This is a genomic window from Liquorilactobacillus ghanensis DSM 18630, from assembly GCF_001435235.1.
GTDB classification, from domain to species: domain Bacteria; phylum Bacillota; class Bacilli; order Lactobacillales; family Lactobacillaceae; genus Liquorilactobacillus; species Liquorilactobacillus ghanensis.
In genome coordinates this window covers 90,087-114,917 of sequence record NZ_AZGB01000001.1, presented here as the reverse complement: position 1 = coordinate 114,917, position 24,831 = coordinate 90,087, and the positions used below count along the sequence as shown (strand labels likewise).

Here is a 24,831-nt window from a genome sequence, read left to right as displayed (position 1 = left end):
TAATAGATAAACGTGGAAGAAAGCAGGCACAAACATGAATTTAACAGAGATGCAGGAACGACAACGGCGAATTCGCAATTTTTCAATTGTAGCGCATATCGATCATGGAAAATCGACTTTGGCTGATCGAATTCTAGAACTGACGGACACCGTTTCTAAACGCGAGATGCAAGATCAGCTGCTGGATTCAATGGACCTTGAACGAGAACGAGGAATCACTATCAAATTGAATGCAGTGGAATTGCATTATCATGCTGATGATGGTGAAACTTATATTTTTCATTTAATTGATACACCAGGGCATGTTGATTTTTCCTATGAAGTTTCTCGCAGTTTGGCAGCTTGTGAAGGAGCAGTATTGGTAGTTGATGCGGCACAGGGAGTTGAAGCTCAGACGCTGGCTAATGTTTACCTGGCAATTGATGATGACTTAGAAATTGTTCCCGTAATTAATAAAATTGATCTGCCTTCCGCTCAACCAGAAGTTGTGCGCCAGCAAATCGAGGATGTTATTGGAATCGATGCTTCTGGAGCAGTTTTGGCAAGTGCAAAACAGGGAATAGGTATTAAAGAAATTTTAGAAAAAATTGTTCATCAAGTTCCAGCCCCAACTGGAGATCTAACCGCCCCACTGAAGGCACTGATTTTTGATTCGATTTATGATGACTATCGTGGAGTAGTTTTAAGTATTCGAGTGGTTGATGGAACTGTCAAACCTGGTGATCGGATCAAATTGATGAACGGCCAAACGGAATATGAGGTTACTGAAGTGGGTGTTAATTCACCTAAACCACTTAAACGCGACTTGCTAATGGCAGGTGATGTTGGTTATTTAACCGCCAGTATCAAAGACATTCAAGATACACGGGTCGGTGATACGGTGACACTGGCTGCCAATCCTGCTGATAAGGCTTTGGTAGGCTATCGAGTAATGAATCCAATGGTCTATTCTGGATTGTATCCAACTGATAATGCTAAATATAATGATTTGCGGGAAGCTTTGGAAAAATTAAAACTTAATGATGCAGCCTTGGAGTTTGAACCGGAAACTTCGCAAGCTTTAGGTTTTGGATTTCGTTGCGGTTTTTTGGGCTTATTGCACATGGATGTGGTGCAGGAACGCTTAGAACGTGAATTTAATATGGATTTAATTACGACTGCACCAACTGTTACCTATGATGTTGAATTGACAGACGGAAAGCATATTAAGGTTTCCAATCCATCTGAATTACCGGAAAGTTCACAGATCAAACAAATTAATGAGCCGTTTGTCAAAGCGACGATTATGGTTCCAAATGATTATGTTGGTGCTGTAATGGAACTTTGTCAGCGCAAGCGCGGTCAGTTTGTGACGATGAATTATCTTGATGATTATCGAGTTGATGTTATTTATCAAATGCCGTTAGCTGAAATAATTTTTGACTTTTTTGATCGTTTGAAGTCTAGTACACGTGGCTATGCATCATTGGATTACGAGGTTAGTGGGCAGCAGCCAAGTGATCTAGTTAAAATTGATATTTTACTAAATACCAAAAAAATTGATGCATTGAGCTTTATTACCCATCGGCAAACAGCCCAACAACGGGGGCGAGAAATTACAAATAAACTTAAAAAGATTATCCCACGGCAGAATTTTGAAATTCCAATTCAAGCTGCAATTGGAGCTAAAATTATTGCTCGTACCAATATTAAAGCTTATCGTAAAGATGTTACTTCCCGGATTCATACTGGTGATCCGGATCGACGGGCAAAATTATTGGAAAAGCAAAAACGTGGAAAGAAACGGATGAAATCAGTTGGCAATGTTGTTGTTCCGCAAGAGGCATTTATGGCTATTTTAAAAACAGATGAAGAAGAATAATCTAGTCATCAAAAAAGATCAGCAAAGATTTATTTGCCGATCTTTTTCCATACATAACTATAATTGCTTATAAATGGTATAAAATAGCACTGCTGACAGCAGCTAATAAGATACCAACCAGACTTAGTGCAGCAACACTATAAAAATTTCGTAGTTTAAAATGTTTGATTAGTCCGCAAAATAGGATTAATAGCAGGCCACTGATCAAAACCAGCAGATAAAAGGTTTTAAGATCTAAAGTTATTTCGCAAAGCAGTATTGCTAAGATCAATATCCAATTTCGAGAATTACGGTACCAAGGGAGATTACCAAAAAAGAGCTCTTTGTAAGATAGCTGTTTAGTTTTAACTGCATGCCGCAGTTTGAAAAAAAGCAAAATTATCCAAATTAAATATAATACTAAACCAGTAATTTTCAGCATCAACTATTTCCTCCCTAGGACATAGAAATAAATAGGAGTTATTTTCTTTCCCCAATTAAATTTTAATTTAATTCTAGCAAAGTTTTTACTGATTTTCCAGTAGTTAAATAAATTATGGCTTTGTGTCTGAAAAGATTGTCAGGATCGCTACGAAATATTAATATGTAATTAGCAACAATTTATTCAGGAGGTGGCATGGTTGAAGCAGACTTTACCGGATTTTTTAGCAAAAGGGATTGAACAGCTCGATTTTGATGGTGATGTTCAGTTAACTTGGAATGAAAATAAACGGACTTTTAATTTAGAATTAACTTTTTTTGCGCAAAACAATTTACACGATGCAATTTTTGATTTGACTGGGGTTGAATCAGATGAGCCGATTGTTACCTTTGTAGATGCAATTTTAATTTATGATCGAACAAGTTTTGATCCAGCGCAGATAACTAATGATTATTTGGTTTGTCTGCCATTTGCTGGCAAAGAAGGATGGTCGCTGGCAATGGGGCGCGCCTTTTTCCGTTATTTGCAGATTGTATTAGATAACGGCGAGTCTGATTTGCTTGACTTTTTAAATGATCAAGAAGTAGCAGTATTTGAATTAGAGTGGTCACCTAGTGAGTTTGAAGAAATTTTGCAACATTATAAACACGAAAGCACACAACGACTGACTATTCCTGAATAAATGGAGGAACATGGTTTGCAGTGGCAAAAATTAACGATTAAAGTAAATAATCAAGCACAGCCTGCAGTTGAGAATATTTTAGTTGAAGCCGGCAGTTTAGGCAATCAATTAGTTACCATCCAACCGGCAAAAAGGGTAGCAGTAATTGGTTATTTTGATGAGAATGAGAAACTGACGGAAAAATTAGCTGCAATTAAAAGAAAGGTAATTGCATTAAAAAATTTTGGTCTTGATCCCGGCTCAGTCCAATTGCAGCTGGAACAAGTAGACGAAACGAGTTGGGCACATCAGTGGGAAAAATATTATCATGTTCAGCATATAAGTCGTTTTTTGACGATCGTTCCACGCTGGCAAGATTATCAAGCGCGCGATCAGCGGGAAATTATTATGCGGTTGGATCCCGGCAAATCTTTTGGTACTGGAATGCATCCCACGACCGTTTTGGCATTGCATCAGCTGGAATTTCTGCTGTCTCCCGGGGCTAGTGTTTTTGATGTGGGAGCTGGTTCGGGTATTTTGAGTATTGCGGCCAGTTTGTTTGGTGCCGGCCGGACAGCAGCATTTGAAAATGATTTGGCGGCTTTGCAGGCTGCCAAACGCAATCTGCAGTTAAATCCGGCAGCGCAAGCCGTTACTTTCCAACGAAGTGATTTATTGGCAGCAGCTAGCGGCAAAGCAGATTTGTTGTTGGCAAATATTTTGCCGGAAGTTTTATTACGATTGATTCCGACTGCTAAGCAGTATTTGCAGCTAAATGGTCGTTTTATATTATCGGGGATTAATCTAGCTAAACGAGAATTAATTATCCAAACTTTAAATGCCAACGGTTTTTTAATTGAAAATTGCAGTCAAATGGGCGATTGGTGTGCATTGGTTGCTAAAATTAATCAGGACTAAAGGAGTTTTAAATGCAGCGTTATTTCATTCAACAGACAAGCGTTCCGCAAGACTATCAGTTGGAACCGGAAGTTTTTAAACATGCAATCAGAGTATTGCGGCTTAAAGTCGGTGATCATTTTGAATTGACAGATCAGCAGCAGCAAGTTGCTGAAATGGAATTAGTTGAAATCAATGCTTCACAAGCCCGAGCCAAGCGGCTTAAAACGACTAGGCCGCAAGTTGAATTGCCGATAGCAGTGACGATCGCCTGTGGCTTATCTAAAAATGCCAAGCCAGAGATAATTGTTCAAAAAGCAACTGAATTAGGGGCAGCTCGAATTGTTTTTTTTAATAGTGCGTATTCGATTGCTCAGTGGCAGGCAGGAAAGGTTCCTAAAAAATTGCAACGGCTGCAAAAAATAGCTCAAGCAGCAGCCGAACAGTCACATCGGACACAAATTCCAACGATTGACTTTTACCCGCAATTGGCAGCTGTACCATTTGCAGATTATAACGTTAAATTAGTTGCATATGAAGAAGCAGCTAAGCAAGGTGAAAAGCAAACACTATATCAAGTTGCACAAAAATTGCAGCAGCTGATCGAACTCGGTTCTAATAACTTGTTGGCGGTATTTGGACCAGAAGGGGGAATTTCTGCAGCCGAAATTGATTTTTTGCAGCAGCAGGGATGTCAGCCAGCCGGACTGGGTCCACGGATTTTACGAGCAGAGACAGCTCCGTGGTATTTACTTTCGGTGCTTTCTTTTGTTCTAGAATTAGGTTAAAATAGTAGCAATCATGAGTAATGGAAATTGGAGAGTTCTTTATGAATAAAAGCAGTTTTTTTTCGTTAACAACTTTATGGTATGCGGCATTTGCTGCTGCACTTTCATTTGTAGTTCCGATTATTTTTATTGAATTAGATATAACTGATATTCAGCGGATGGGAATTATTCTTTTCGGAATTAATGTTTTGTATGCTTTGGCGAGCGGTTTACTTGTCGGTTTTAAGTCACAACCACTAGTTTATCTGATCTTTTTCCCACTACTTTTTTTAATCGGGGTTCATTTCTTTTTTGCTAGTTTTGCTTATTACTTTGCAGCAATTTATGCAATTTTTGCTTTTTTAGCTTGTGGAATGGTTCGCCGATAATTTAGCAGATTGAAGCGGCAACTAGCAGCCGCTTTTTTATTTAGTTGGGGGAGTGGAATAATTGGAAAAAGAGACAATTTGGACAGCTGAAGATGTTTTTAAGATGGTTCGGCATTATATGAATGACGAACATGTTGAGTTGGTAAAGAAAGCTTATAGCTTTGCGGCATATGTTCATCATGATCAGCGCCGCCAGTCTGGTGAACCTTATATTATCCATCCGATTCAAGTAGCGGGAATTTTAGCTGATTTGAAGATGGATCCGGCAACTGTTTGTGCTGGCTTTTTGCATGATGTAGTTGAAGATACCAATGTAACTTTAGGCGATGTCAAAGAACTTTTTGGCAGAGAAGTAGAAGTGATCGTTGACGGAGTTACCAAACTTAGTAAAATCAGGTATAAGTCGCACCGCGAACAATTGGCTGAGAATCATCGCAAACTACTGTTGGCCATGTCAAAAGATTTGCGGGTAATTATCGTTAAATTGGCGGATCGACTGCATAATATGCGGACATTAAATCATTTACGGCCGGATAAGCAACGGCGAATTGCCAATGAAACTTTGGAAATTTATGCTCCGTTGGCAGACCGTTTAGGAATTAGTACAATTAAATGGGAACTGGAAGATGTTTCATTGCGCTACTTGAATCCCCAACAGTACTATCGTATTGTGCATTTGATGAATTCTAAGCGGACAGAACGAGTCGAATATATTGAACATGCAATTGTTGAAATTAAAGCAGCCATAGCTGATCTTGACTTGGATTGCGAAATTTATGGTCGTCCGAAACATATTTATTCGATTTATCGAAAAATGAAGGATCAGCATAAACAATTCAGTCAAATTTATGATTTGCTGGCGGTTAGAGTAATTGTTCATTCAATTAAAGATTGCTACGCTGTTTTAGGGGCAATTCATACCAAATGGAAACCAATGCCCGGTCGGTTTAAAGATTACATCGCCATGCCGAAAGCAAATATGTACCAATCCTTGCATACCACAGTTATTGGACCAAACGGCAAACCATTTGAAGTGCAGATTCGGACTAAAGAAATGCATCGGGTAGCTGAATATGGGGTTGCTGCACATTGGGCCTATAAAGAAGGCAAGACGGATGGCATTAAACAAGATGAAACCGGCAATAAACTGAATTGGTTTAAAGAAATTGTTGAATTGCAGGATGAAAGCGATGATGCGGCTGAATTTATGGAAAGTGTCAAAGGCGATTTATTCGGAGACCGGGTTTATGTATTTACTCCTAAAGGCGATGTTTTGGAATTGCCTAAAGGAGCTGGTCCATTGGATATGGCGTATTCAATTCATACTGAAATCGGCAACCAAACTGTGGGGGCTAAAGTCAATGGCAAAATTGTACCACTGGATTATCAAATCAAAAATGGTGAAATTGTTGATATTTTAACTTCAACCAATTCAGCTGGACCTAGTCGGGATTGGTTAAAATTAGTTCATACTAATAAGGCACGCAATAAAATAAGACGCTTTTTCAAGCAGCGTGATCGGGTTGAAAATATTGAAAAAGGCAAGGAAATTTTAAATACTAATTTAATTGAAATGGGTTATGAGCCCAAAAAAGTTTTACTTGCAGAAAATTTACAGAAAGTTCTGCAGAAAAAGAAATTTTCGGCCGTCGATGATTTGTATGCAGCGTTGGGCTTTGGCGAACTGGCCCCACTAGGTGTAATCAACATTTTAACCGAAAAGATTCGGCAAAAAATTGAGGTCAATCGCAAGCGTGAAGCGGAAAAAGCTTTATTGGAGGATCACCAAGAAATTTCTCATGAACCGGCACCAACTGAAGAAAAAGGCAAGAAAGCAGCTGTAATAATTGCTGGGGTCGACAATTTACTGGTGCGGTTAAGCCATTGCTGCAATCCGATTCCTGGTGACAAAATTGTTGGCTATATCACCAAGGGACGAGGAGTTTCAATTCATCGGCTTGATTGTCCAAATGTTAAACATGCTGAAAAAAATGGCGATCGGCTGATTGAAGTTGCTTGGAATTCGGTTTCTGACAATCAGAGCTATTATAATACCGATTTACAAATTCAAGGCTACAATCGTTCGGGGCTATTAAATGATATATTGCAGGCTTTAAACAACAGCACGCGCCAGTTGAATTCGGTCAATGGCCGGGTCGATCACAATAAGTTGGCAACGATGGATGTGACAGTTGGTATCCGTGATCGTGTTCATTTACAGCGGGTAGTTGATAATATTAAAAAAGTTCCTGATGTTTATGTAGTTAAACGGGTAATTCATTAGAAGGCAGGTTGAATTTATGCGAGTAGTTTTACAACGGGTTAAACGGGCCAGTGTCAGCGTTGACCAGCAGACAGTCGGCAAGATTGATCAGGGATATTTGCTGTTAGTCGGTTTTGCACCAGCAGATGGTCAAAAAGAAATTGATTATTTAGTGCATAAGATCAGTAATTTACGAATCTTTTCCGATGATGAAGGTAAATTGAATTTTGATATTCATCAAATTGGCGGTCAAATTCTGTCGGTTTCGCAGTTTACTTTATACGCGGCTTTGCGTAAAGGAAATCGACCGGGATTTTCCTTAGCGCAGGATCCGGCCGTTGCTAAAATTAATTATCAAAAGTTCAATCAGGCTTTGCGTGCAGAAAAAATTACCGTTGCAGAAGGAATTTTTGGCGCTGATATGCAAGTCTCATTAGTAAATGATGGCCCGGTGACGCTGATTTATGATACAGAGCATATGCTTTAGTTTTAAAATTAATGTTGAATGAAGAAGGTGAGGTAATGCAGTTAATTTCACTTGAACCGACAGCAAAGCGTTTTTGTGCGCAAAGACAAAATATTTTTGTACCGACGACAATTGGTTTAACGGTTCTACGGCAACAATTGGTGATGGATCAACGAACGCCGGTCTATCTTCATTCAGTAATTTTTCATGATCGAACGATTGATCTGGGTGAAAAACTAGGAAAATTACCAATTAGAATTTTATTGCCTGATAATTTGAAACCGCAAGAAAAAATTCCCACCTTACTCTATTTTCATGGAGGACAGTTTGTAACTGGAGGAATAAATTCATATGATAAATTATTGCGAGAGCTGGTCAAACGGGCCCGAGTAGGAATTATTTTTCCGCAGTATGCTTTGGCACCTGAGAAACGGGCTCCATTTCAATTAGAGCAGCTGCAGCAGCTATTTAAGCAACTGCCACAAATTATCGCTACGGAACCGTTGACGCTTAAACGGTTGCTGCTGGCTGGAGATGACACCGGAGCTGCACTGGGATTGGGTTTGGTTTTACGTGAAGCGAGTGCTCAAGCAGCAATTTATAAAATGCTGTTTTTCTGTCCGGTAGTCAATGCAAACTTTGATACGAATTCATATCATCAATTTGCCGGCGGCTATGATTTGACGCGCGAACAGATGAAATTTTGTTGGCAGCAATATTTAACAGCTGAGCAGCTGGCTAAGCACGACAGCAGTTTGCTGCCGCTACAAGCATCGCTAAAAGAACTAAAATCTCTTCCCGAGACATTGATTATTACGGCAGAAGCTGATCCAGTGCGGGATGAAGGCGAAGCAATGGGCCGAAAACTGCGGGATGCCGGGGTAGAGATCGCTCAGATTCGTTTTCAGGGAACAATACATGATTTTACTGTGAAGAACCAGCTTGATCAGTCGAATGCTTGTCGATTGGCGATGAATGTCGCCGTTGATTGGTTAAAAAAGAGGAGATGACTTACAAATATGCAGCCAGTTTTAAAAAACTTTTGTTGGGATTTTGATGGAACTTTATTTGATACTTATCCGGAAATGACCGTCAGTTTTCAAGAAGCTGCCGCCCAGCTTGGTCTGACTTTGGCTTCTGAAGAGGTTTATCGGCATTTACGGCAAACTTCAGTCAGTGAGACCATTGAATTTTTTACGGGACAAGGACCGCAGACAACTTTAATGAAACAAAAATTTCATGCAATTGAGGCTAAAAATTGTTTACAGGCACGCCCGTTTCCTGATGTTAAAGATTTTTGTAGCTCCTTGGCCGCCCAGGGTTGTCGGCAATTTTTACTGACACATCGGAATAAGTTTGCTTGGGAACTTTTACAGCGAGCCGATTTAACGGCATATTTTACGGGCGGGGTAACGGCTGAGATGGGTTTTGCCCGCAAACCGGATCCGCAATCTTTAAATTATCTCTGTCAAAAGTTTGCGCTTGATCCAACAGCTTCCGTTATGATCGGTGATCGACCGCTTGATATAATTGCCGGGCAGCGGGCCGGTTTTCAAGGTTGGCTGTTTGATTCCGATGGGCTGATTCCGACAGGCAGTGAAAATCAGCGCTTTACCAGTTATCGCGAACTGCAATTGGAACTGGCTGGTCGCTGATCTAATTGCCATCAAAGTATTTGCTTAAGCCAGCGACAACATCTTTTGCTACCGTAGTACGATAATGGGCATTGTTGATTTGCTGGAAGTCACGGTCAGTGTTAATATAGCCCATCTCTAATAAAATGGCTGGAAAATCATTATCGCGGATCACTTCAAAATTTCCAAACTCGATACCGCGGTTCTCCAAACTGATATTGTTGAAACGGTGATTGATGGAGCTGGCTAGCCGATAAGATAACTGGCGATGATAATAGTAAGTCGTGACCCCGGAAGCTGAATTTTCAATTGGTGATGAATCAAAGTGGAAACTAATAAAGGCGTCGGCGTGGACTTGGTTGGAGAGTGCCGGTCGTGCTGCCAGACTGACAAAATGATCACTGCTGCGCGTTAGGTAGACTTTAGTTCCGCGCGAGCGCAGCCGGCGAGCAACATCTTTAGCCAGCTTCAACGTATAAGTTTTCTCCATCTTTCCATTACTTGAGAGCGCACCAGAATCTGAACCACCATGTCCCGGATCGAGTACAATAGTGGCATCGCTTAAATGATGGACTTTTTTGGGACCTTGAGGCTGTAGATTCCAGTTAGCTACCCAGCCGAAGTTATTCTGACTGGTGCGGACATAGTACCAATGGTATTTGCTGCGAATAACTGTTAAACGGCTTCCATGTTTTAGCTGTTTAATTTTTTGGTATTCGACTCCGGGACCTTTGCGCAAAGTGGTTTGATTGACGTTAACTTTGACTTGTTTGAAATAAGCGAAAGTCCGACTGATAATAATTCCCATCAGTGCAGCAATAATTAAGATGAGAATTGCTAAATTAGTGAATTTGAATGATGAATGTTGTTTTTTGCTTCTTCTCATAATTAAATTAGACTCCAATAAACTTTTTTTAACCAGTTTATTATACCAAATAAATGTTGCCAGCGTTTAACAACTGTGAATTGAAACTTGATTATTTTGCTGAGCTTGACTTGAAGACAAATATCGGGTATCTTTACTACAGTGTCTAAAAACCGAACGGAAGAAGAGTAGCTTGTTTTCTCAGTCAGCGAAGGGAGTTTTGGTGCGAGTCCCATTGAGTGTTGCAAGTGAAAGACACTTTCGAGGTGTACGGGCGACCGTACCGCTGCTGGGGCGTTATCCAAAAGCATAAATAAAGGTGGTACCGTGCTCTTTAAGCGCCCTTGTCGAAATTCGGCAGGGCTTTTTTTATTTTATTTTTAGGGGGAAACAAACAATGAAGTATCAGCGTCCAAAAGGTACGAATGATATTATTCCGGGCGAGTCGGAAAAGTGGCAGCAAATTGAAGAAACTGCCCGCAAAGTTTTTCAAAAATATCGTTATCAGGAAATCAGAACGCCGATTTTTGAAAATTTTGAAGTTTTTTCACGAACATCGGGAGAAACTTCAGATATTGTTACCAAAGAAATGTATGATTTTTATGATAAAGGTGAGCGCCATATTACATTGCGACCGGAAGGAACGGCCGGAGTTGTACGGGCATATGTTGAAAATAAACTTTATGGGCCAGAAATTCCCCGTCCATTCAAAACTTATTACATGGGCCCAATGTTTCGCTATGAGCGACCACAATCAGGCCGGTTACGGCAATTTCATCAAATTGGAGTTGAAGCTTTCGGTGTTGACAGCCCGGCTTTAGATGTTGAAGTGATTGCCATGGCGATGAATTTGCTGAATGATCTGGGAATCAAGCAAGTAAAATTAACTTTAAATACTTTGGGAGATCAAGCAACGCGGCAAGCTTATCATCAAGCCTTGGTTGATTACTTGACCCCATATGCGGCGGAACTGAGCAAGGATTCACAAACTAGATTGAAGAAAAATCCCTTGCGGGTACTTGACAGCAAAGATCCACATGATCAAGAAATTGTAGCAGCGGCTCCGCAGATCGTTGATTATCTGACACCGGCTGCACAAGAGCATTTTGCTGCTGTGCAGCAATTGCTGACCGATTTAAAGTTGCCATTTGAACTTGATGCGACCATGGTTCGCGGCTTGGATTACTATAATCATACGATTTTTGAAATTATGAGTAATTCAACTGCTTTTGCTGGCAAATGGACGACAGTTTGTGCCGGTGGCCGGTATAACGGCTTAGTTGAACAACTTGGTGGTCCGGAAGTTCCGGGGATCGGTTTCGGCTTAGGTGTTGAGCGGCTGTTATTGATTTTGGCTGCCGAAAAATATCAGCAATGGCAAGCAGCACCGTTGGATGTTTATGTAGTCGGAATTGGTGCGGAAACAAATTCGGCGGCTTTAAAATTGGTCCAAGCAATTCGCCAAGCCGGCTTTACTGCTGATCGGGATTATTTACAGCGCAAGCCTAAAAGCCAGTTCAAAACGGCCAGCCGGTTAAAAGCTAAGTATACTTTGATAATTGGTGAAAGTGAATTGGCTAGTCAGACAGCTAAATTAAAACAGATGGCAACTGGAACGGAAAAAACGGTCAGTTTGACTGATGTTTTCCAAAATTTTGCTAAAATTTGGCAACAATTTGAATAAGAGGGAGTAACAAAAAAATGAAAAGAACAACCTATTGTGGCTTAGTTAATGAGAGCTTTTTGGATCAGCGAGTTTGTCTGCAGGGCTGGGTACAAAAACGGCGTGATCTTGGTAAATTGATTTTTATTGATTTACGCGATCGGACTGGAATTGTGCAGTTGGTTTTCAGTCATGAATTTGATCCAGAAGCCTTGGCAATTGCTGATCAGCTGCGTAGTGAATATGTAATTGAAATTGCCGGCGCGGTGGTTCGTCGTTCGGATGCTGAAATCAATCCTAAGATGAAAACCGGTACGATCGAGGTAGAAGTTCACCAAGTTAAGATCTTAAATAAAGCTAAGACGCCGCCATTTTATATTGAAAATAACATCAATGTAACGGATGATTTGCGTTTGAAGTATCGTTATTTGGATCTACGCCGGCCAGAAATGCAACAGGCGATTATTTTGCGCAGCAAGATCACCCAAGCGGTTCATCGTTATTTAGATGAACAGGATTTCATTAATATTGAAACGCCTTATCTGACCAAATCAACACCTGAAGGCGCGCGTGATTATTTGGTACCTTCACGCGTTTATCCGGGGCATTTCTATGCTTTGCCGCAATCACCGCAGTTATTCAAACAGTTATTAATGGGAGCTGGTTTTGATCGTTATTATCAAATTGCTCGTTGCTTCCGTGATGAAGATCTGCGTGGCGATCGGCAGCCGGAATTTACACAAATTGATTTAGAAACATCATTTTTGACGGCAGAAGACATTCAAAAAATTACTGAAGGCTTGTTGCAGCGTGTAATGAAAGATGTTTTGGGTATTGATATCAAATTCCCGTTACCACGAATTACTTGGGATGAAGCAATGGATCGTTTTGGTTCAGATAAACCGGATACACGCTTTGGAATGGAATTAACAGATATGGCACCAGCCGTTAAGGATGTTGATTTCAAGGTCTTCCAGACAGTCTTGGAAAAAGGCGGTCAGGTTAAAGCAATTGTGGTTCCCGGTGGTGCTGAGAAATATTCACGCAAGGAAATTGATGCAAAACAAGATTATATTAAACGCTTCGGTGCCAAGGGCTTAGCTTGGCTGAAAGTAACGGATGACGGTTTCTCAGGTCCGGTAGCGAAGTTCTTTAAAGATTCAGTTGAAGTGATCAGACAAACGGCTCATGCTAAAACTGGCGATTTAATTTTGTTTGTAGCTGATACACGCAAAGTGGTAGCCGATGCCTTGGGGTATTTACGAATCAGCATTGCACATGAAATGGATATGATCGATAAATCAAAATTCAATTTCTTGTGGGTAGTTGATTGGCCATTATTTGAATATAGTGAAGAATTCCATCGCTATATCGCAGCTCATCATCCATTTACAATGCCGAATGAAGAAGATATTGGCTTGTTGGATACTGATCCGCATCAGGCTCATGCACAAAGCTATGATATTGTTTTAAATGGTTTTGAATTGGGCGGCGGTTCGATTCGTATTCACCAGCGCGATATTCAAGAGAAAATGTTTAAGGCACTTGGATTCACTAAAGAACGTGCAGAAAAACAATTTGGTTTCTTCTTAGATGCTTTGGATTATGGTTTTCCACCACATGGCGGCTTGGCAATTGGTTTGGACCGTTTTGCAATGCTGTTATCCGGCAAAGAAAATATTCGTGAGGTAATTGCCTTTCCGAAGAACTCGAAAGCTTCTGAGCCGTTGACCAATGCACCATCAACTGTTGTTCAAAAACAGTTGGATGAATTAGGCTTGGAGATTCAAGATAACTAAGCATCAGGATTAAAATCTAGAGAAAGTTAATTCTCTGGATTTTTTTTTGCTTGCGCAACTAGAAATTTTAAGTTATCTTTATCAGTGATTAAGAAACGGAGGGTATTAATATGGATAAACAAATTGAAACGGCAATTTTTGCTGGCGGCTGTTTTTGGTGTATGGTACATCCCTTTGATCAACAACCGGGAATTATCAGTGTTGTCTCGGGTTACACGGGTGGTCATGTTCCTAATCCAACTTATGAGCAAGTTTGTTCGCAGACTACAGGTCATACCGAAGCAGTCAAAATTACTTTTGATCCGACAATTATTTCATATGCCCAATTAGTTGAAATTTATTGGCAGCAAACTGATCCAACCGATGAGATGGGGCAGTTTCAAGATCGTGGCGATAGCTATCGGCCAGTAATTTTTACCAATAGTGAGCAGCAAAAGAAAATTGCGCTGGCATCACGGGCTAAATTGGCTGCAAGTGGTCGTTTTACTAAGCCAATTGTAACTAAAATTGAAGCTGCTGGTCCATTTTATCCAGCAGAAGATTATCATCAGGATTTTTATCGCAAAGATCCGACTCGATATGCAGCTGAAACAGGTCAGCGGCACCAGTTTAGTCAGCAGCATTGGCAAGGTTGAGTAATTAAAATTGAAATGGTTTGGGAGGAAGAAAGATGGATGAGCTTCAGCGGATCTGGAAGCGACATCAGTATGTAGCACGGGCTTCAACGGCATTTATTTATGGAATTTTAGTTTCTATCGCAATGAATTTTTTTTGGACACCAGGTAAAATATATTCATCAGGAATTACTGGATTGGCACAGTTATTAACGTCGCTGGGAAATCGGTATCTAGCGCATACTTTTCATCCATCAGTTGCTTTATTGCTGTTTCTTTTGAATTTACCATTGTTTGTCTTAGCTTGGAAACAAATTGGACACCGCTTTACTTTCTTTACAATTTTGGCAGTTGTTTGTTCAAGTATAATGATTAAATCATTATCGGCAGTTACGCTGACTAAAGATCCGATTATTTGTGCGATCTTTGGGGCAGCAATCAATGGTTTCGGAACAGGATTGGCTTTAAAAAATGGAATTTCGACCGGTGGTTTGGATATTTTGGGGTTAACTTTGCGCAAGAGAACTGGCAAAAGTATCGGTACGATCAATTTGTGTTTTAATTTCTTTATTATCTTAGCTGCAGGAGCTGTTTATGGTTGGCCATATGCTTTTTATTCAGCATTGGGAATTTTTATCAATGCTCGTGTTATGGATATGGTTTATACTCGTCAGCAAAAAATGCAGGTTATGATCGTTACGAACAAGCCGCGAAGTGTGATTGATTGTATTCAAAGCCGATTGCCGCGCGGAATTACCATTGTTCATGGTGCAGAAGGTGCTTATCGTCATGATCAAAAAACAATTCTGTTTACGGTTATTTCACGCTATGAGCAATCGGAACTGAAAGCAGCTATGGAAGAGTCTGATCCATATGCCTTTGTCAGTATTGCTGAAAATGTTGAGATCATGGGCCGCTTCTATGAACCAGAACCATAAGTCAAGTGAAAGGTTGATTGTTAAGCAGCATGAAAAATTATGTAATCGGAATGTATGATAAAAGTCAAAATGAAGCCGGTCCAAAGGCTAAACGTGATATTGAAAAATTTTTGGGTGAACTTGATTTTCAGGCAATTGATTTTTATTTTCAAGGAGCTCGCAAAGCTGAGCTGCTAAGTTATAAACAAAGCTGGTGGGATATTCCTCGGCGATTAAAGCATTTACCGGCGGCTAATATTTTTTTTCAATACCCGGCTTTTAATCAGCGGACGAATCAGGCAATCTTAATGAATGCTAAGAAAAACACAGCAGCAAAAGTTTATTTGATTATTCATGATGTAGAATCGTTGCGCGCATTTAGTCATGATCCAGCTTTTATTGCTTGGGAGATTGCTTTTTTTAATCAAAGTGACGGTTTGATTGTTCATAACGCTAAAATGCGGGATTGGCTGCAAAAAAATGGGGTTCACGTGCCAATGGTAGAGCTGCAAATTTTTGATTATGACAATCCGCAGCCAATGATTGAAACAGCCGATTATCAGGGGAGTTTGTGTTACGCCGGTAATTTGGCTAAAGCTGATTTTTTACAGGAATTACACCTGCAGCATCAATTGCACTTATTTGGACCGAATCCGGCGGCTGAGCTAAAACAGCAGGCCGCTTACCATGGTTCATTTACGCCGGAAGAACTGCCGGCTCACTTGCAAGGAAACTTTGGCTTAGTTTGGGATGGCAGCCGTTTAGATCAGACAGCTGGAAAGTTCGGAGCATATTTGAAATATAATGATCCGCATAAGACATCATTATATTTGAGTTCGGGATTGCCAGTAGTTATCGCTCAAGAAGCAGCTTTAGCTGATTTTATTACTTCTCAGGGCTTGGGAATCGCTGTTGCGTCACTGCAGGATCTTGATGCCAAATTAGCCGCTGTCAGCAAGGAAGAATATCAGCAAATGCAATATCAAGTCCAACAAGTTGGAAATAAAATGCGTCGTGGAGCGTATATCAAGACGGCCGTCAAAAAAATGATTAATTGACAGTGAATGGAGAAAACGATGATACCTAAAATAATACATTATTGTTGGTTCGGTTCTAAAGAACTGCCTGCCGAGTATCAGCGATATTTACACAGTTGGCAGGAAAAATGCCCAGATTATCAAATAATTCGCTGGGATGAAAGCAATTATGATATTCAGCAGAATCGTTATATGGCTCAAGCAGCAGCCAAGAAAAAATGGGGTTTTGTTTCTGATTATCTCAGCTTTGATGTTGTTTATCGTTATGGTGGTATTTATCTGGATACTGATGTTGAACTTTTGCGGAATTTTGATGATGTCTTGTCTTGTCAAGCTTTTATGGGTTTTGAGGAAAATGAAAAGGGGTATTCAGTTGCTCCGGGATTGGGCTTTGGTGCTCAAAAAAATAACCCAACAATTTTAAAATTACGTCAGATGTACGACGGAATAGATTTTATTACACCGGAAGGCAAACTCAATACTTTGACGATCCCAGTTTACACAACTGATTTTTTGCTCAAACATGGATTACAGCCTAATAATCAAATGCAAACAACCGCCGGAGTCAAAATCTTCCCGACGGACTATTTTGCGCCAATGGATTTCTTGACCGGTGAAATCAAAACAACGTCCAATTCGCATAGCATTCATCATTATGGTGCTACTTGGCAGAATGCAACGAATCTCCGGCATATTCAAATCATTCGACAGGTTAATCGAAAATTCGGGAAAAAATGGGGGATGCGTTTTAATTGGGTATTACGTGCCAATTGGGCGCTGGCACGCAGAATGCGCGCATTGTTTAAGCATTAAGGAGGTAGCAGGCAAGATGAAAAAAATCAGTATTGTGGTTCCTGTTTATAATGTAGCTGAATTTTTACCAGCCTGCCTTGATAGTCTGGTTCAGCAAACCTTTAGGCTGCAAGACTATGAGGTTATTTTAGTAAATGATGGCAGTACCGATAATTCAGCGCAAATTTGTCAAGATTATGTGAAACGTTATCCGGCGCTGCTGCAGCTACTGACTAAAGAAAATGGTGGTTTGTCGGATGCACGCAATTATGGTTTAGCCCGCTGCCAGGGACAGTATGTTTTATTTATTGATTCTGATGATTATGTTGAAAGAAAAATGTTGGAACGCATGTATGACTTGACTAACCAAGGAACAAAGCGGCTGGTAGAGTGCAACTTTGTTTGGGAATATGCTGATCACCAGCGTTTGGATCAGCGTAGCGGCTATTCATCGCTGCAAGATTATTTAGTTAACGGGCGAGTTGTGGCTTGGAATAAAATGTATCAGCGTGAATGGCTATTGCAGACGAAAGTCGAGTTTCCCAAAGGTAAATTGTATGAGGATCAAAATTTCTTTTTCAAGCTGGTTTTGTTTCTAAAAGATATCAATGAAATAGCAGTTGATACACAAGCGGAAGTTCATTATCGCCAGCGCAGTGATTCGATTTCTTACGCTCAAGCCAGCAAGATTTCGGATATTTTTTGGATTTATCAAGATATTATTGATTATTATCAGCAGCATGATGGTGAACGCTACTATTCCGAAATTCAATATCGTTTTTGCCGTAACTTGCTGGGGAATGTTTTATTGCGAAAAGTTCGACCGTTATCGGACCGGCAGCAAAAAAAGATGCTGGTTGCTCAAGTCTGGCAAAAAATTGACCAATGGTTTCCTGACTGGAAAAAAAATCATTATTTGCGCCAACCTGGAAAAGTAAATTGGTATTTGCGTTTGGTTCGGCCACGTTTAACACAAATATTACTGGCTATTTGATAAGAAGGAGTGATAATTTATGCTGATTGGTTCACATGTTAGTATGAAAAGCCCAGATATGCTTTTAGGCGCTGCAAAAGAGGCGGCCGGCTACCAAGCTGATACATTTATGATTTACACGGGAGCACCGCAAAATACGCGTCGTAAGCCAACAAGTGAGATGAAGATCGCTGCGGGACAAAAATTTATGCAGCAGCATGGGATTACACAACTGGTAGTACACGCACCATACATCATTAACTTAGGCAACACTAAAAAACCGCAAAATTTTGCTTTTGCGGTTGAATTTTTGCGGGCTGAAGTTGCGCGGGCCGAGGCACTGGGAGCTAAGCAAATGACTTTTCATCCCGGAGCCCACGTTGGTGCTGGAGCGTCGGCTGCGATCGCTAATATCATTCGCGGCTTGAATGAGGTCATTACTCCACAGCAGCAGCTGCAAATTGCAATTGAAACCATGGCCGGCAAAGGTACTGAGGTTGGTCGGACCTTTGAAGAGTTAGCCCAGATCATTGACGGCGTAACTTATAATGAAAAGTTATCAGTTACTTTCGATACCTGCCACACCAGTGATGCCGGTTATGATATTAAAAATGATTTCGATGGTGTATTAAATGAGTTTGATCACGTAATTGGTTTGCAGCGGCTGCAAGTACTGCATCTGAATGATTCTAAAAATCCTTGCGGCAGCCATAAAGATCGGCATGAAAACTTGGGCTTTGGGACGATCGGCTTTGCAGCTTTGAATAAAATCGCTCATCATCCGAGTTTGCAGCATATACCTAAAATCATGGAAACACCGTATGTTGGATTGGATAAAAATCACCAATTTCCACCGTATGCTTTTGAAATAAAAATGTTGCAGGAACAAAAATTTGATCCAGCGATGAAAGACCAAGTAATTGCTCAGGCGGGTAAACTCGACTAAGACTGTTTTTAATCGAGTTTGCCTAGCTGTTCGACAATAATTGTAGCAGTTTCTTCGATTGACTTGCTGGCAACATTAATGATCGTACAGCCAAGTTTTTGGTATAAATCTTGCGCATAAGCTAACTCAGCTTCGATATTATCGACGTTGGAATAAGTAGTATCAGGATCCAAGCCATAGGTAATCATCCGTTCACGGCGAATATTGTTTAAAACTTGTGGGTCATTAGTTAGACCGAAAATCTTTTTCCGCGGGACTTGCCAAATTTCTTTAGGCAATTGTGCTTGTGGAACCAGCGGTAAATTGGCAACACGATAATTTTTATTGGCTAGATAAAGCGAAAGCGGAGTTTTAGATGTCCGTGAAACCCCCAGTAAAACGATGTCAGCTTTCAAAAAGCCGCTGGGATCTTTTCCATCGTCATAGGTTACTGCAAATTCAAGGGCGTCGATTCGCTTGAAATAGGTTTGATTCAGTTTATGATTGCGGCCAGGCTGTCCTAACGGCTGGTCACCGCTTTTTTGTTGCATTGCATGAATCAGATTGGACATTCCGTCAAGAATTGTCAGCGAATGCTGCTCGCCAAATTGATTAACATAAGCTGAAAAATCCGGATTGACGAAAGTGTGAACAATCAAAGCGTTATCATTTTCTGCCGCTTGCAAAATCTTTTGCAGTTTTTCTTTGCTGCGGGTTAGCGGAAAACGGCGGTAATTGAATTTTACTCTTGGAAATTGGACAGCGGCAGCAGTAGCTAAACTGTAGCCGGTTTCACCGAGAGAATCGGAAATAATATAAACATTCATGGTAATTGTGTCTGACATTTGATCAGCCCCTTCACTTGATAAATTAATTATAAAAAAATAACTAATTCAGAGCAAGCAGAATTATTTATTGACGGTCTTTGCTACTTTAGGTATAATAGTTAAGAACTGTTAAAAGTTTGTGTATTTATGCAGAATATGACGGTTACATTTAAGCTCGGAGGGAGGGAAACAAAAATGTCAAAGACAATCGTTCGTAAAAACGAATCCCTTGATGACGCTCTTCGTCGCTTCAAACGTTCCGTTTCAAAAACAGGTACTTTACAAGAATACCGTAAACGTGAGTTTTATGAGAAACCTAGCGTGAGACGCAAGAAAAAATCTGAAGCAGCGCGTAAACGAAAAAACAAACGTCGTTTCTAATTCCTAAGGAGGGATAGAACTGATGAGCCTGCTAGATTCCTTGAATAATGACTTGAAGACTGCTTTAAAAGCTCATGATAAAGCGACCCTCAGTACGGTAAGAATGCTGAAGGCAGCTGTAATGAACGAAAAGATTAAAGCGGGTCACGATTTAGATCATTCAGAAGAGATTGCGGTATTGTCACGAGAGCTGAAGCAGCGTAAAGATTCAGCTAAAGAGTTTTCAGCCGCTGGTCGCCAAGATTTGGTACCGGCAGTTGAAACAGAAATTAAGATTGTTGAGCGGTATTTGCCGCAGCAGTTAAGTCAAGATCAGGTTAAAGAGATTGTTGCAACTACTATTAAAGAAATAGGGGCTACTTCTAAAGCTGATTTTGGTAAAGTTATGAAAACAGTCATGCCAAAGCTTAAAGGTCAGGCTGATGGCAAAACAGTGAATACAATTGTAAAATCTTTGTTATCATAGATGACAGTATGGCGGTTTGGAGAAGATAAGTTGCAGATGGCAGCTTATTTTTTTTGCTAATTGAGCAGCCAATGTTTGTAAGGTAATTTTTTATTTTTAGTCATTCAAAAATCATTTAAAATATTTTTGTATCTGTCGATTGGCGATAGCGTTAAAAACATGGGAGGTCGACAGATTGGAACTTTCTTGAATTTATTGAAAGTTTTGCTGATTTGTACTTTAATAGGCGTAGAAGTTTGTTAAATTTAGGGTCATCGACAGAATTATTAGTTTGAAGCATTGATTTAACAGTGTTTTGTCATAGTATGGATTTTATTTAACTTAAGAGGAATGTAAATTTCGTTATCGGCTTTCATCTTCAAATAGTCTTCATGATTTTATTTAACTTAAGAGGAATGTAAATACGGCAAAACCTCAAATGTTAGATTGCACGGTGGAGATTTTATTTAACTTAAGAGGAATGTAAATGAATTTTCTGCTATTGATTTGAACAAATGCAAGGAGGATTTTATTTAACTTAAGAGGAATGTAATGCAGTTTAGGCTAATATTAAATTATTGACATAGAATTTAATGAGGGCACAGTATTTTTTCGTTTGATTGGTTTTAGACACTCCAATCAAATTACAGAATACTGTGCCTTTTTTTATACGTAAAAATGACATTGATTTTTCTTAAAATATATACCAATTTTTATTATTACGCAGCCTTATATTTATTTTAAATATTTTCAAGAAAGCGCTTGACATCTATATGTGATATTGTTTATTATATAAATGTAAGTAAAATTATATAGACGCATTAGTGAATGACATGTAACTTGTAATATAGGCAGGATCAATCGACAATGCACCCAATATAAAATTCGTACTATACGATTTTCTGTATAGCTGGGTTATTTGGTGTAATGTCGAGAGGTTCTGCTTTTTTTGGTACAGATTTAAGGAAGGGATGAATATGTATGGACTATGGTGCAAGCGCAAATGAAATTATTAAGAATGTTGGTAATAAAGGAAATATTGCTAAATTAATTCATTGCTCTACCCGTTTACGTTTTACTCTTGTCAATTATGATAAAGCAAATTTGGATGCTTTAAAAAAAGTTGATGGAGTTTTAGGTGCCGTTATCGCGTCGGGTCAGTGTCAAGTTATCGTTGGAAACGCAGTTGTTGAAATGTTTGATGCCATTAATGCTAAAATTGGTATTATTAATAATGTTAAAAAAGCAGGGGATGCTCCTAAACAAAAATGGTATGAGATATTTCTTGATTTTCTTATTGGAATTTTTCAACCGTTAGTTCCTGCTATTGCTGGAGCTGGTGTTTTAAAATCGTTAATGATTTTATTTTCGTCATTAGGTTGGATAAGTGAAACAAATTCAACCTACCAAATTTTTACATTTATTGGTTCCGCACCACTTTATTTTTTACCATTGTTAGTTGCTATCACTACAGCACAGAAGTTGAATGTAAACGTTTTAGTTTCGGTGTCAATTGCAAGTGTCTTAGTTTATCCTGATTTGATAACTTTATTGACAAAAGGGACAAAATTGTTTGGCTTATCAGTAACAAATATTACTTACTCTTCGCAAGTCTTTCCTACAATTTTAGCAATTCTTTTATACGCGTTTTTAGAAAAATACGTTACTAAGTATTGCCCCAAGCCGGTTCGAATATTTTTGGTTCCGTTGATTTGCATGGCAATCACAGTTCCAGCTACACTTCTTCTTTTAGGCCCTATTGGATACATAATTGGCACATGGATTACTGCCTCCATTCTTTTCTTGTTCAATCATTTAGGATGGGTAGCGACTGGGTTACTTGCGGGTATTTTACCATTAATGGTAGCGACAGGTATGCACAAGGCGTTGATTCCTTATGGTGTTGCTACAATGACTGCAACTGGCAGAGAGTTACTTTACTTGCCGGCTTCATTAGCACACAATCTTTCTGAAGCAGGGACATGTTTTGGGGTTGCAGTTCGTACAAAAAATGAGAAGATGCGGGCAATAGCTATCTCGGCCGCAATTTCAGCTTTGTTTGGCATTACAGAGCCGGCGCTGTATGGGGTTGCATTACAACACAAACGAGCTTTAGGGTCTGTTATGATTTCAAGTGCTATTACCGGTAGTATCGTTGGAATCTTAGGTATCAAAGCATTTGCTTTAGTTGGACCTGGTATAGCAAGTATGACAATGTATGTTGACAAATCAAATGCTAAGAATTTCTTGTTTGCATGGTTATGCCTGGTAATTGCGCTTGTATTATCATTTGTTTTGACGTTGATTTTTTGGAAAGATGATGTAGTTGAATCTGTAGAAAATAATTCTACAGTTGATGATGTTAAATTAGAAGTACCTATTAATGGCACAGTTGTTCCATTAACGGAGGTAAATGATTCAACTTTTTCAAGTGGGGTTTTAGGTGAGGGAATTGCAATCAAACCTAAAGATGGTACATTATTTGCTCCGGCAAAAGCAGAAGTCATAATGACTTACGAAACAGGTCATGCGATTGGTTTGAAGACTCAGGACGGTTCTGAAATTTTAATTCATATTGGTTTAGATACAGTTAAGTTAAATGGTAAATACTTTAACGTCAAGGTTAAAGAACATCAAATGGTTGAGCCTGGTGAAACTTTAATTGAATTTGATTTAGATAAGATCGTTGCAGAGAATTTTGACCCTACAGTTATGATGGTTATTACAAATAAGGGAGTAGCTAACAATATTGAATTGCCTGCGTTGGCTTAATGAAAGAGGTTTAAAAATGGGATTTCGTAAAGATTTTTTATGGGGCGGCGCTGTTGCTGCCAATCAAGTAGAAGGCGGATTTAACGTTGATGGGAAAGGATTATCTGTTGCAGATGTTGCGACTTACAAACCTAACGTGGATGTTAAAGATTATAAAAGAAATGTTCAAGTAACATCAGAAAATATCGCTGAAGCTATTGCAGATAAAACAACAACATTCTATCCAAAACGTCGAGGAATTAATCAATATTATCGTTACAAAGAAGATATTGCTTTGTTTAAGGAATTAGGATTCAAAGTTTATCGATTTTCTATTGCCTGGACACGTATTTTTCCGACGGGTAAAGAAAAATTGCCTAACTCTAAGGGAATAGCTTACTATAAAAAGTTCATCAAAGAATTAAAGGATAATGGCATTGAGCCGCTAGTAACATTATCTCACTATGAAATGCCCCTCGAATTGGCACTTGAATATAATGGATGGGCTGATAAACGCGTTATCAATTTATTTGTTAAATTTTCTAAAGCTTGTTTTGAAAGCTTCCCAGATGTTAAATATTGGCTGACATTTAATGAGATTGACAGTGTAACACGTCACCCATTTACTTCAGCAGGAATTATTGAAGATAAGACCGACAACTTAGAAGAAACTGAGTACCAAGCACTTCATAATCAATTTGTTGCCTCAGCGATGGTTACGAAGTTAGCTCATGAAATTATACCAACTTCTCAAGTTGGATGTATGTTGACAAAATTGACAACATATCCGGCCACGCCTAAACAGGGTGATGTCTTGGCTGCTTTGAACAAGAATCTTATGAACTATTATTGTGCGGATGTTCAATCTAAAGGTGAGTATCCTAAGCTGATTCTGGCCTATTTCAAACGACATAACTTTGACATCAAAATGACGAACGAAGAATTAAAAATTATCAAAGCAAACCCAGTTGACTTTATTTCTTTTAGTTACTATATGTCATTATTAGCTGCTGAAAAGGAAAATGGCTTAGAAATGACAACTGGAAATACAGTGGTTGGTGGGAAAAATCCCTATCTCAAAGCTACTGACTGGGGATGGACTGTTGATCCAGTTGGTTTAAGAATCTCGCTTATCGAACTTTATGATCGTTATCAAAAACCGCTCTTCATCGTTGAAAATGGCATGGGTGCTAAAGATATTCGCGAATCTGATGGAAGTATCCATGATAGTTACAGAATTGAGTATTTCAAGGAACACATAAGCGAAATGAAGAAAGCTGTTGAAAGTGGCGTTGACCTTCTTGGATACACCTCGTGGGCTCCAATTGATCTTGTGAGTGCAAGCACGTCACAGATGTCTAAACGTTATGGATTCATTTATGTTGACCAAGATGATGAAGGAAACGGGACCTTGAATCGTTACAAGAAAGATTCATTTGCTTGGTATCAACATGTAATCGCAACGAACGGTAACGAATTGTAA

Annotated in this window: 24 protein-coding genes; 21 read left to right on the top strand and 3 right to left on the bottom strand. The window is 39.5% G+C overall.

The genetic code is table 11. The features are described 5' to 3' along the window. Positions 1–34 precede the first annotated feature (34 nt). Positions 35–1,861: a translation elongation factor 4 gene (gene lepA, locus FC89_RS00555; protein WP_057870597.1), complete on the top strand. Its 1,827-nt coding sequence runs from the start codon at positions 35–37 to the stop codon at positions 1,859–1,861. 67 nt (positions 1,862–1,928) lie between these two features. Here lepA and FC89_RS00550 read toward each other — a convergent pair whose 3' ends face one another. Next, on the bottom strand, positions 1,929–2,282 hold the full coding sequence (locus FC89_RS00550) for a hypothetical protein (protein ID WP_057870596.1): 354 nt from the start codon (positions 2,280–2,282) through the stop codon (positions 1,929–1,931). A gap of 199 nt (positions 2,283–2,481) precedes the next feature. Between FC89_RS00550 and FC89_RS00545 the strand changes: the two genes are divergently transcribed. The 8 genes from FC89_RS00545 (at position 2,482) to FC89_RS00510 (ending at position 9,380) form a co-directional block, all read left to right on the top strand. Beyond that, positions 2,482–2,964: a DUF3013 family protein gene (locus tag FC89_RS00545; protein WP_057870595.1), complete on the top strand. Its 483-nt coding sequence runs from the start codon at positions 2,482–2,484 to the stop codon at positions 2,962–2,964. 15 nt (positions 2,965–2,979) lie between these two features. Further along, on the top strand, positions 2,980–3,861 hold the full coding sequence (locus tag FC89_RS00540; protein ID WP_057870594.1) for a 50S ribosomal protein L11 methyltransferase: 882 nt from the start codon (positions 2,980–2,982) through the stop codon (positions 3,859–3,861). An 11-nt stretch (positions 3,862–3,872) separates the two neighbouring features. After that, the gene (locus FC89_RS00535; protein WP_057870593.1) at positions 3,873–4,628 is read left to right on the top strand and encodes an RsmE family RNA methyltransferase; all 756 of its coding nucleotides are present in this window, start codon (positions 3,873–3,875) and stop codon (positions 4,626–4,628) included. A 41-nt stretch (positions 4,629–4,669) separates the two neighbouring features. After that, the gene (locus FC89_RS00530; RefSeq protein ID WP_057870592.1) at positions 4,670–4,996 is read left to right on the top strand and encodes a hypothetical protein; all 327 of its coding nucleotides are present in this window, start codon (positions 4,670–4,672) and stop codon (positions 4,994–4,996) included. A 61-nt stretch (positions 4,997–5,057) separates the two neighbouring features. Next, on the top strand, positions 5,058–7,280 hold the full coding sequence (locus tag FC89_RS00525; protein ID WP_057870591.1) for a RelA/SpoT family protein: 2,223 nt from the start codon (positions 5,058–5,060) through the stop codon (positions 7,278–7,280). Positions 7,281–7,296: 16 nt separating this feature from the next. Then, positions 7,297–7,746 (top strand): D-aminoacyl-tRNA deacylase, encoded by a 450-nt coding sequence (gene dtd / locus FC89_RS00520; RefSeq protein ID WP_057870590.1) that lies wholly within the window; start codon positions 7,297–7,299, stop codon positions 7,744–7,746. Positions 7,747–7,781: 35 nt separating this feature from the next. Continuing rightward, the gene (locus FC89_RS00515; protein ID WP_057870589.1) at positions 7,782–8,735 is read left to right on the top strand and encodes an alpha/beta hydrolase; all 954 of its coding nucleotides are present in this window, start codon (positions 7,782–7,784) and stop codon (positions 8,733–8,735) included. A 9-nt stretch (positions 8,736–8,744) separates the two neighbouring features. Then, positions 8,745–9,380, top strand: a complete 636-nt coding sequence (locus tag FC89_RS00510; RefSeq protein WP_057870588.1) for an HAD-IA family hydrolase — start codon at positions 8,745–8,747, stop codon at positions 9,378–9,380. A 1-nt stretch (position 9,381) separates the two neighbouring features. Here FC89_RS00510 and FC89_RS00505 read toward each other — a convergent pair whose 3' ends face one another. After that, a complete protein-coding gene (locus FC89_RS00505; RefSeq protein ID WP_057870587.1) occupies positions 9,382–10,245 on the bottom strand; it encodes an N-acetylmuramoyl-L-alanine amidase family protein in 864 nt (287 codons plus the stop codon). A 376-nt stretch (positions 10,246–10,621) separates the two neighbouring features. On the opposite strand from FC89_RS00505, the gene hisS reads away from it, so the two are divergent. The 8 genes from hisS to FC89_RS00465 all read left to right on the top strand — a co-directional run bounded on the left by hisS (position 10,622) and on the right by FC89_RS00465 (position 18,965). Further along, a complete protein-coding gene (gene hisS / locus FC89_RS00500; protein WP_057870586.1) occupies positions 10,622–11,908 on the top strand; it encodes a histidine--tRNA ligase in 1,287 nt (428 codons plus the stop codon). A 17-nt stretch (positions 11,909–11,925) separates the two neighbouring features. Beyond that, positions 11,926–13,686, top strand: coding sequence for an aspartate--tRNA ligase (aspS, locus tag FC89_RS00495; protein WP_057870585.1), 1,761 nt, complete (start codon positions 11,926–11,928; stop codon positions 13,684–13,686). 110 nt (positions 13,687–13,796) lie between these two features. Next, a complete protein-coding gene (msrA, locus tag FC89_RS00490) occupies positions 13,797–14,321 on the top strand; it encodes a peptide-methionine (S)-S-oxide reductase MsrA (protein WP_057870584.1) in 525 nt (174 codons plus the stop codon). 35 nt (positions 14,322–14,356) lie between these two features. Then, positions 14,357–15,238 carry a YitT family protein gene (locus FC89_RS00485; protein ID WP_057870583.1) on the top strand — a complete coding sequence of 294 codons (882 nt, stop codon included), beginning with the start codon at positions 14,357–14,359 and terminating at the stop codon, positions 15,236–15,238. Positions 15,239–15,267: 29 nt separating this feature from the next. Then, positions 15,268–16,275 (top strand): glycosyltransferase, encoded by a 1,008-nt coding sequence (locus FC89_RS00480; RefSeq protein WP_057870620.1) that lies wholly within the window; start codon positions 15,268–15,270, stop codon positions 16,273–16,275. Positions 16,276–16,293: 18 nt separating this feature from the next. After that, the gene (locus tag FC89_RS00475) at positions 16,294–17,067 is read left to right on the top strand and encodes a glycosyltransferase family 32 protein (protein WP_057870582.1); all 774 of its coding nucleotides are present in this window, start codon (positions 16,294–16,296) and stop codon (positions 17,065–17,067) included. Between the two features lie 16 nt (positions 17,068–17,083). Continuing rightward, positions 17,084–18,040, top strand: a complete 957-nt coding sequence (locus tag FC89_RS00470; RefSeq protein ID WP_057870581.1) for a glycosyltransferase family 2 protein — start codon at positions 17,084–17,086, stop codon at positions 18,038–18,040. 19 nt (positions 18,041–18,059) lie between these two features. Further along, the gene (locus FC89_RS00465) at positions 18,060–18,965 is read left to right on the top strand and encodes a deoxyribonuclease IV (protein ID WP_057870580.1); all 906 of its coding nucleotides are present in this window, start codon (positions 18,060–18,062) and stop codon (positions 18,963–18,965) included. 8 nt (positions 18,966–18,973) lie between these two features. On the opposite strand, the gene FC89_RS00460 is transcribed toward FC89_RS00465, so the two are convergent. After that, entirely contained in the window at positions 18,974–19,789 is an 816-nt protein-coding gene (locus FC89_RS00460) for a pyruvate, water dikinase regulatory protein (RefSeq protein WP_057870579.1), read from the bottom strand. Between the two features lie 177 nt (positions 19,790–19,966). Here FC89_RS00460 and rpsU point away from each other — a divergent pair, with 177 nt between their 5' ends. The 4 genes from rpsU (at position 19,967) to FC89_RS00440 (ending at position 24,831) form a co-directional block, all read left to right on the top strand. After that, on the top strand, positions 19,967–20,152 hold the full coding sequence (rpsU, locus tag FC89_RS00455) for a 30S ribosomal protein S21 (RefSeq protein ID WP_010581058.1): 186 nt from the start codon (positions 19,967–19,969) through the stop codon (positions 20,150–20,152). A gap of 22 nt (positions 20,153–20,174) precedes the next feature. Next, complete coding sequence (locus FC89_RS00450; protein ID WP_057870578.1) at positions 20,175–20,618, top strand: GatB/YqeY domain-containing protein; 444 nt, start codon at positions 20,175–20,177, stop codon at positions 20,616–20,618. Positions 20,619–21,578: 960 nt separating this feature from the next. Next, positions 21,579–23,369 carry a beta-glucoside-specific PTS transporter subunit IIABC gene (locus tag FC89_RS00445; RefSeq protein ID WP_057870577.1) on the top strand — a complete coding sequence of 597 codons (1,791 nt, stop codon included), beginning with the start codon at positions 21,579–21,581 and terminating at the stop codon, positions 23,367–23,369. Between the two features lie 16 nt (positions 23,370–23,385). Then, complete coding sequence (locus FC89_RS00440) at positions 23,386–24,831, top strand: glycoside hydrolase family 1 protein (protein WP_057870576.1); 1,446 nt, start codon at positions 23,386–23,388, stop codon at positions 24,829–24,831.